The sequence below is a fragment of the Clostridium sp. genome (assembly GCF_051278035.1).
In the GTDB taxonomy this organism is placed as follows: domain Bacteria; phylum Bacillota; class Clostridia; order Clostridiales; family Clostridiaceae; genus Clostridium_AD.
On the sequence record NZ_JBNMNU010000209.1, the window covers coordinates 1 to 6,670 of the forward strand.

Below are 6,670 nucleotides of genomic sequence, written 5' to 3' on the forward strand. Positions count from 1 at the left end.
ACATATTCTTTTCGGATTATTATAACCACGTTAAACCCGTAAACTAATGAAACGCCTTATACCGAACGGTACGTAGGGTGTTGTGAAAGGGGCGAAACATTTTAATTGTTAGCTTCTATTCGATTAATGGAATATAGATTGTTTTGAGGAGGATATTAATATGGAATTGTGGGATATTTATGATGAAAATAGACGAAAAACTGGATGTACTCATGAAAGAGGTATTCCTATGAGGTCAGGTGATTATCATCTGGTTATTCATGTTTGGATTGTTAATGACAAGGGAGAAATCCTAATTCAAAAGAGGCAACCATGGAAAGAGGGATGGCCAAATATGTGGGATGGTTCTGTTGCTGGGTCTGCAGTAGTTGGGGATAGTAGTATGGACGCTGCTATCCGTGAAACAAAGGAAGAGCTAGGCATTGAACTAGATATGGGTACAGGTGAGATTTTATTTACAGTTGAAGCTTTAAATAGGTTTCATGATATTTGGCTAGTACGCCAAAATGTTGATATTATGGATTTAAAACTTCAGTATGAGGAAGTTGCTGACGCGAAATGGGTAAGCATTAAGGAAATCAGACAGATGGTATGCAATGGTGAATTCATACCATTTGATTACCTTGATAAGTTATTTAAAATGATAGTTTCTTTAAAACGTTAGACAGGAGAATAAACTTAAAGTAGTTGGATTAACAGCCAACTACTTTTTGATGTTCATTCATAATAATTAGTAAAATATATCTATAAGCATTTTTACCGCAACAGCTAAAGACATTGTTACAAATATAGGCTTTATAAGTTTTGAACCCTTATTCAATGCAACGGCTGTCCCCATTCTAGCCCCTATAACCATTGATATTGCCACTGGGACTCCAAGCGTATAATTGATTTTTCCGCTGAGAGCAAACAAAACTAGAGCTGTAATGCCGCTTGTAAAGTTTAAAATCCGGGCGTTAGCTGAAGAAGCTAAAAAGTTGAAGCCAAAGATACTTATAAATCCAAAAACTAAAAATGAGCCAGTACCAGGGCCAAAAAAGCCATCATAGAAACCAAGAGAAAAAGCAAGTATTATTCCATAGAACACATTTTTTTTAGTAAGTCCTTGAAATTTATCTTTAAGGCCCAAGGATTTAGAAAAAAGAGTATAAATTCCTATAAACATGATAAGAATTAAAACTAGTCCGTTTAGAAACTTTTGATCTATATTTAGTACCGCTCTAACCCCTAGCATTGAACCTAAGAATGTAAAAGGGATCAAATATTTTAAAAGTTTAAAATTGGCCTTACCTGATTTTATAAATTTAAGAGAAGAGGTAAAAGAACCAGCAGTGGCACTAAATTTGTTAGTTCCAAGCACCATGTGAGTGGGTAGTCCTGTAAGCATAAAGGCGGGTACGGTTATTAAGCCTCCACCTCCTGCTATTGAGTCTACAAAAGCTGCTACAAAACCAGCTATACATAGAAAAATAATAGTTAACATAAAACACCTACCTAATTTTATTTAAACTAAATTATGTGCAAGATTGCATAACCATTATAAATGATTACGAGCATAAATGTAAGGGCTATGACTAGTAAGTTTTGTAAAGATACACTTAGCCCCTTGATTTATATACAATAAATACGTATTATATATAGATGGGAGTATAAATCATAAGTGTTTTTTCTCCTTATAGAGACAATGTAACAAAATGATTCAAATAATACTATAATTTAGGAGGATTTAAAATGTTAGAACAAAATGAAAAAAATGTGGATAATACTGAGGAAATAAATCATATAGAAAATATAGAGGGTGAAAAATCTATGAAACTTAGATTTATAGATACTTTAAAAGCCAGCCTTATAGATTTAATAGTTATAGGTGCAATATCAACTGCATTAGTTTTTATCGCAGATTCAATTCTCAGATTAACAGGATATTTTGTAACTCAAAAATTCCAAATGTCATTTATAATATTTATGGTTGTAATGGTATTATATATGAGTATTATGGAAAGTGGAAAAACATGCACTACAATTGGTAAGAAATTATCTGGACTAACGATTATAAAAGGATAGGAGATTCTGAAATATTATGAAAAAAAGTAAAGAGTATGAATTTTATATAGAAGACATAGAGTTTCCAGCACAAGGAATAGCCTTTTACGAAGGTGAAAAAGTTTTAATTAAAAGTACACTTCCTGGGCAAACCGTAATTGGTAGAGTATCAAAAAAGAGACAAGTAGGAGTAGAGGCTAAAATCGTAAAAATACTCAAAGATGTAGACTATAAAATTGAACCTAAGTGCAGCATTACGGATTTATGTGGTGGATGTAGTCATCAATTTCTTTCTTATGAAAAGCAATTAGAATTAAAAGAGCAACAAGTATTAAAATTGTTTACGGAAGCAGGAATAAAAGATTTTGAGTTTTTAGGTGTAGAAAAAAGTCCTGAGGTGTTTGAATACAGAAATAAGATGGAGTTTACCTTTGGTGATTTTAAAAAGGGCGGAGAACTTGCTCTAGGCATGCATACAAAAGGAAGAAGCTTTAGTATAGTCAATGTTTCAGAATGTAAAATTGTAGATAATGATTTTAGAGAAATATTAAAACTCGTATTGAATTATTTTAAAGAACTTAAATTGCCACAATATAATGTAATGTCACGTGAGGGGTATTTAAGAAATTTAGTTGTACGAAAGGCTAAAAATACCGGCGAAATATTAGTGAATTTAGTAACTACAACTCAGATTGATCTTGATCTTACTGAACTTACTAATATGCTAAAAGGGTTAAAATGTGATGGGAATATTACTGGAATAATACATATGTTTAATGATTCGTTATCTGATATGGTTAAGGATGATAAAACTGAAATACTATACGGAAAAGATTATATTATTGAAAATCTATTAGATCTTAAGTTTAAAATTAATCCGTTAGCTTTTTTTCAAACAAATACAAAGGGAGCAGAAAAGCTTTATAGTATAGTTAGGGACTTTTTAGGAGATTCAGAATCAAAAACTGTGTTTGATTTATATTGTGGAACGGGAACTATTGGACAAATAGTTGCACCTAAAGCAAAAAAAGTTTTGGGAATTGAGTTAATACAAGAAGCGGTGGATGCTGCAAATGAAAATGCAAAAATTAATAACCTTAATAATTGTGAGTTTATAGCAGGTGATATAGCTAAAGTTATTCAAGATATAAAATATAAACCAGATAGCATTATTTTAGACCCACCAAGAGTTGGAGTTCACCCTACTGCATTAGATTATGTGATAAAATTTGATGCACCTCATATAGTTTATGTTTCCTGCAACCCTAAAAGCTTAGTAGTTGATTTAAAGGAAATGATAAGCAGAGGATATAAAGTGCAAAAGGTAGTGCTTATGGATATGTTTCCACATACACCTCATATTGAGACTATTGTAGATATAGTCAAGGTAAATCAATAGCTTCAAGGGTTTAGATGTTTAAAACTTAATCAGATTACGACATTTTTCCGACGGTTACTCAAGTATGTCGGAAAGATGTTTTTCAAATTTATCAATATCAGCTTGCTTCATTCTTTTTGTGATGTGGGAATAGGTATCCATAGTGGTGGCTAATTTGCTATGTCCTAATCTAGCTTGAATACCTTTATAATTTGTATAATCAGCATCTGCCTCAAGAAACATGGTTGCATGAGTATGCCTAAATGAATGAAAACTAAATTTAATTCCAAGTTCATAATTAACTACTCTGCTTAAATATTTTAAACTTTCGGTTGAAATAAGTTCACCGTTTTCTTTTGTGGATACAAGATCTATACTTGTATAGGTTCTATTACGATCTTTGTAAATGTAAGTTTTATTAGTATAATGGATGCCATACTTTAATTTATTTTTTTCTTGTGATTCTTTATGTCTTTTCAATAGCTCTGTCAATATTTTACCCATCTCAATAGTTCGCTCTGAACTTTCGGTCTTTGGAGTACCAAAGCACCAAACATCCTCTTTATATATAAGTTTATCAACCGTAATTTTTTTATTCTCTATGTCGATACAATCCCATGTCATACCACAGACTTCAGATGCTCTCATTCCAGTATAAAAGGATATTTGTATTGGTATATAAAAGTTACTACCTTCTGGAAACCTTTCAATTATCCGTTTATAGTCGGCAATAGATATAACTTTAAGTTATTCTTTATTCTTTTTTGTGTTTTGAATTTTAGGCATATTAACATATGTCATAGGGTTTTCCTTAATTAATTGATAAGGATGCACAGCAGATTTAAATGCTCCTGATAGAACGCCATAAAATCCCGAGAGTGTATTTTTAGTAAAACCATTCATATATTTTTTATTCAGAAATTCTTGCAATACTCCAGGAGTTATAGTTTTCAATTTATATATTCCTAGGTTGGGCTTGATGTGATTTTCAATTATATTTTTATAACTTATTTGAGTATTATATTTACAATTAATTAATGCATATTCTTTATACCAATAATCAAAATAATCACTAACACTATAATTACTTTCCTTACTGATGGAGCCGCATTTTTCAAAATCTCTTATAGCTTCTCGTAGAGCTTTGAGGGCTTCTTTTTTTGTTTTCCCTCCTTTTTTTTCTGTTCTTTTTCTTTTCCCATCAACTTTACCCATATCAAAACAGTAAAACCAATTTTATCCTATTTTACGAACTGAACCTTCCATTATTTCACCTCATCATTTAGTTTATAAAGTTCAAAATCTATGAATTTTTTATACCGTTATAAAAGCTTTTATACTCTTGTTCAGATAAAGTCCGCATCCCCTTTAGTCCTGAAGCCATCTTTTTCCATCAACTATATCTAAATTAAGATAGTAAGACCAGGTAAGATCACGTTGCAGTACTCCAGCTTTCATAAGTGTACTTCCAAAATTATTTAATTGTTATATTGAAGAGTTATTTTTTATAGTCTATTCAGGGTCATTATCCATTTCCTCGAGTTTAAGTTTTAGTGTAATAATAGTAGCGTTCTTAAGTGCAATCATTGCATTCGTATTTAGGATAGTATTATATTTGATGTAATCAAGTAATCCTTTTACATGAATTAAAGCTTGTTCATCGCTAACCTCAGGGGTAGTTTCGTGTAATCTAATTTTAGGTTGAAGAATATCAAGTACATGTTGTTTGCGTTTTTCCGATATTAATTCATTACTGTTTAGTTGTGACGTTATCTCTTCTAAAGTATCGCCTTCAAAACTAATTTTTTCAACTAAATCATTAATTGTTACACCAAGAGCAGTTGCTATTTTATTTAGTATTGTAGCAGTAGGTTCTCTGGTGCCTCGTTCATAATTTCCAATAGCTACACGGGATATTTTAGCCATATCAGCAAGTTCACTCTGCTTTAAATTCCTTTCTAATCTTATTTTTTTAATATTTATACCTAAAGTCATGATATCACCTCTTAAAATATTATAACATACATGATAACAAATGGAACATAAAACATTGACATGACAACAAATGAATCATAATATAAGGGCATAAGAACACAAACGAAACATTAAAGGAGTGAGAATATTACATAAAATTAAAAGTTAAACGAGTTGGATAATCAATAAATCATATCTTTAAAATTTATAGTGGCACAAGGATAATAAAAAAATTTAGGGGTGAAGAACATGGAAAGTTATTTATATACAGTTGCGGAAGTATCTGAAATACTAAAGGTTAATAAAAATGCGGTATATGAGTTAATAAATCATGGATTATTGCAGGGATTGAAACTTGGATCTATGAAAATTACAAAATTAGAAGTTGTAAGGTTTCTTGATACCTATAACGGTAAAAATTTAGATGACCTTGATAATATTAAAGATTTGATGGTAGTGGCTAATTAATGCTTAAAGACAAATTATTATATGAGCATTATTTAAAGCTTTTTATAACTAAAGATAATCAAATTGAGTGGTAGTAAAAAGTAGGTGACGAGATGGCGGGATATACAGTAATAGATAATGATGAAGTATTGGATAATGAAGATTTGAGACCTATGGAAAAACTAACATTAATTATGTTAATAAAATTTAATAATCAATTAAAAAGATATGCATACCCAAGTCTTGAGGTTTTAAAGAATCTTTTAGGGTATTCACATATAAAATATGTTATAAAAATAATTGATTCATTAATTGAAAAAGGGTATATAAAAAAAGAAACAGTAAAACAAAAGAACCATTACTATATATTAAAAGGTAGTGTACAAAAGATACATAATGTACAAAATGTACCCAATGTACAAAATATACCTAAGGGTAGGGTACAAAATATACCTAAAGATAATGTACAAGATGTACATACGAAAAGTATTAAGAAAAATACTATATATATACGTGAATTCATTGGATAATTTACTTCCTTGGTCAGCCACTATACCAGAAAATTGTAAAGCACCAACTGAAACAGAGGCTGAAAAATTAGAGAGTGCATAAGCATAAATTAATCCCCCTCTTCAGTGGAATGTGGGGGCTTTTGTTTCTAGTTTTTCGTGAATATATGTATTTAAGAAGGTGGGTAAGGTTTGACGCTTACGTATAAAGGCTAATACTGCTATCTTTTTTAACATTTTCCGATAGTCTTCGGTAGTAATAGTTTTATCATTATCAACAGCTATTGGTTTTAGTTTGTTTATCCACACTGTTATTGTT

General features: G+C 30.6%; 8 protein-coding genes and 1 pseudogene. 5 read left to right on the forward strand and 4 right to left on the reverse strand.

Annotated features, from left to right (window positions below; all coding sequences use genetic code 11):
* Window positions 1-160 precede the first annotated feature (160 nt).
* Window positions 161-664, forward strand: a complete 504-nt coding sequence (locus tag ACJAX4_RS20915) for an NUDIX hydrolase (RefSeq protein ID WP_435791366.1) — start codon at window positions 161-163, stop codon at window positions 662-664.
* 66 nt (window positions 665-730) lie between these two features.
* Here the strand turns inward: ACJAX4_RS20915 and ACJAX4_RS20920 are convergent, their stop codons facing one another.
* On the reverse strand, window positions 731-1,483 hold the full coding sequence (locus ACJAX4_RS20920; protein ID WP_435791367.1) for a TSUP family transporter: 753 nt from the start codon (window positions 1,481-1,483) through the stop codon (window positions 731-733).
* A 248-nt stretch (window positions 1,484-1,731) separates the two neighbouring features.
* On the opposite strand from ACJAX4_RS20920, the gene ACJAX4_RS20925 reads away from it, so the two are divergent.
* Entirely contained in the window at window positions 1,732-2,064 is a 333-nt protein-coding gene (locus tag ACJAX4_RS20925) for an RDD family protein (protein ID WP_435791368.1), read from the forward strand.
* A 16-nt stretch (window positions 2,065-2,080) separates the two neighbouring features.
* Window positions 2,081-3,442: a 23S rRNA (uracil(1939)-C(5))-methyltransferase RlmD gene (gene rlmD, locus ACJAX4_RS20930; protein WP_435791369.1), complete on the forward strand. Its 1,362-nt coding sequence runs from the start codon at window positions 2,081-2,083 to the stop codon at window positions 3,440-3,442.
* Window positions 3,443-3,496: 54 nt separating this feature from the next.
* Here the strand turns inward: rlmD and ACJAX4_RS20935 are convergent.
* Together ACJAX4_RS20935 and ACJAX4_RS20940 are read right to left on the reverse strand one after the other, a co-directional pair.
* A pseudogene (locus ACJAX4_RS20935) lies at window positions 3,497-4,687 on the reverse strand (tyrosine-type recombinase/integrase).
* A gap of 246 nt (window positions 4,688-4,933) precedes the next feature.
* Window positions 4,934-5,416: a helix-turn-helix domain-containing protein gene (locus ACJAX4_RS20940; protein ID WP_435791370.1), complete on the reverse strand. Its 483-nt coding sequence runs from the start codon at window positions 5,414-5,416 to the stop codon at window positions 4,934-4,936.
* A gap of 228 nt (window positions 5,417-5,644) precedes the next feature.
* On the opposite strand from ACJAX4_RS20940, the gene ACJAX4_RS20945 reads away from it, so the two are divergent.
* Entirely contained in the window at window positions 5,645-5,863 is a 219-nt protein-coding gene (locus ACJAX4_RS20945; protein ID WP_435791371.1) for a helix-turn-helix domain-containing protein, read from the forward strand.
* 92 nt (window positions 5,864-5,955) lie between these two features.
* On the forward strand, window positions 5,956-6,372 hold the full coding sequence (locus tag ACJAX4_RS20950) for a helix-turn-helix domain-containing protein (RefSeq protein WP_435791372.1): 417 nt from the start codon (window positions 5,956-5,958) through the stop codon (window positions 6,370-6,372).
* A 102-nt stretch (window positions 6,373-6,474) separates the two neighbouring features.
* On the opposite strand, the gene ACJAX4_RS20955 is transcribed toward ACJAX4_RS20950, so the two are convergent.
* Window positions 6,475-6,670: hypothetical protein (locus tag ACJAX4_RS20955; RefSeq protein WP_435791373.1), on the reverse strand; the 196-nt coding region annotated here is incomplete at its 5' end.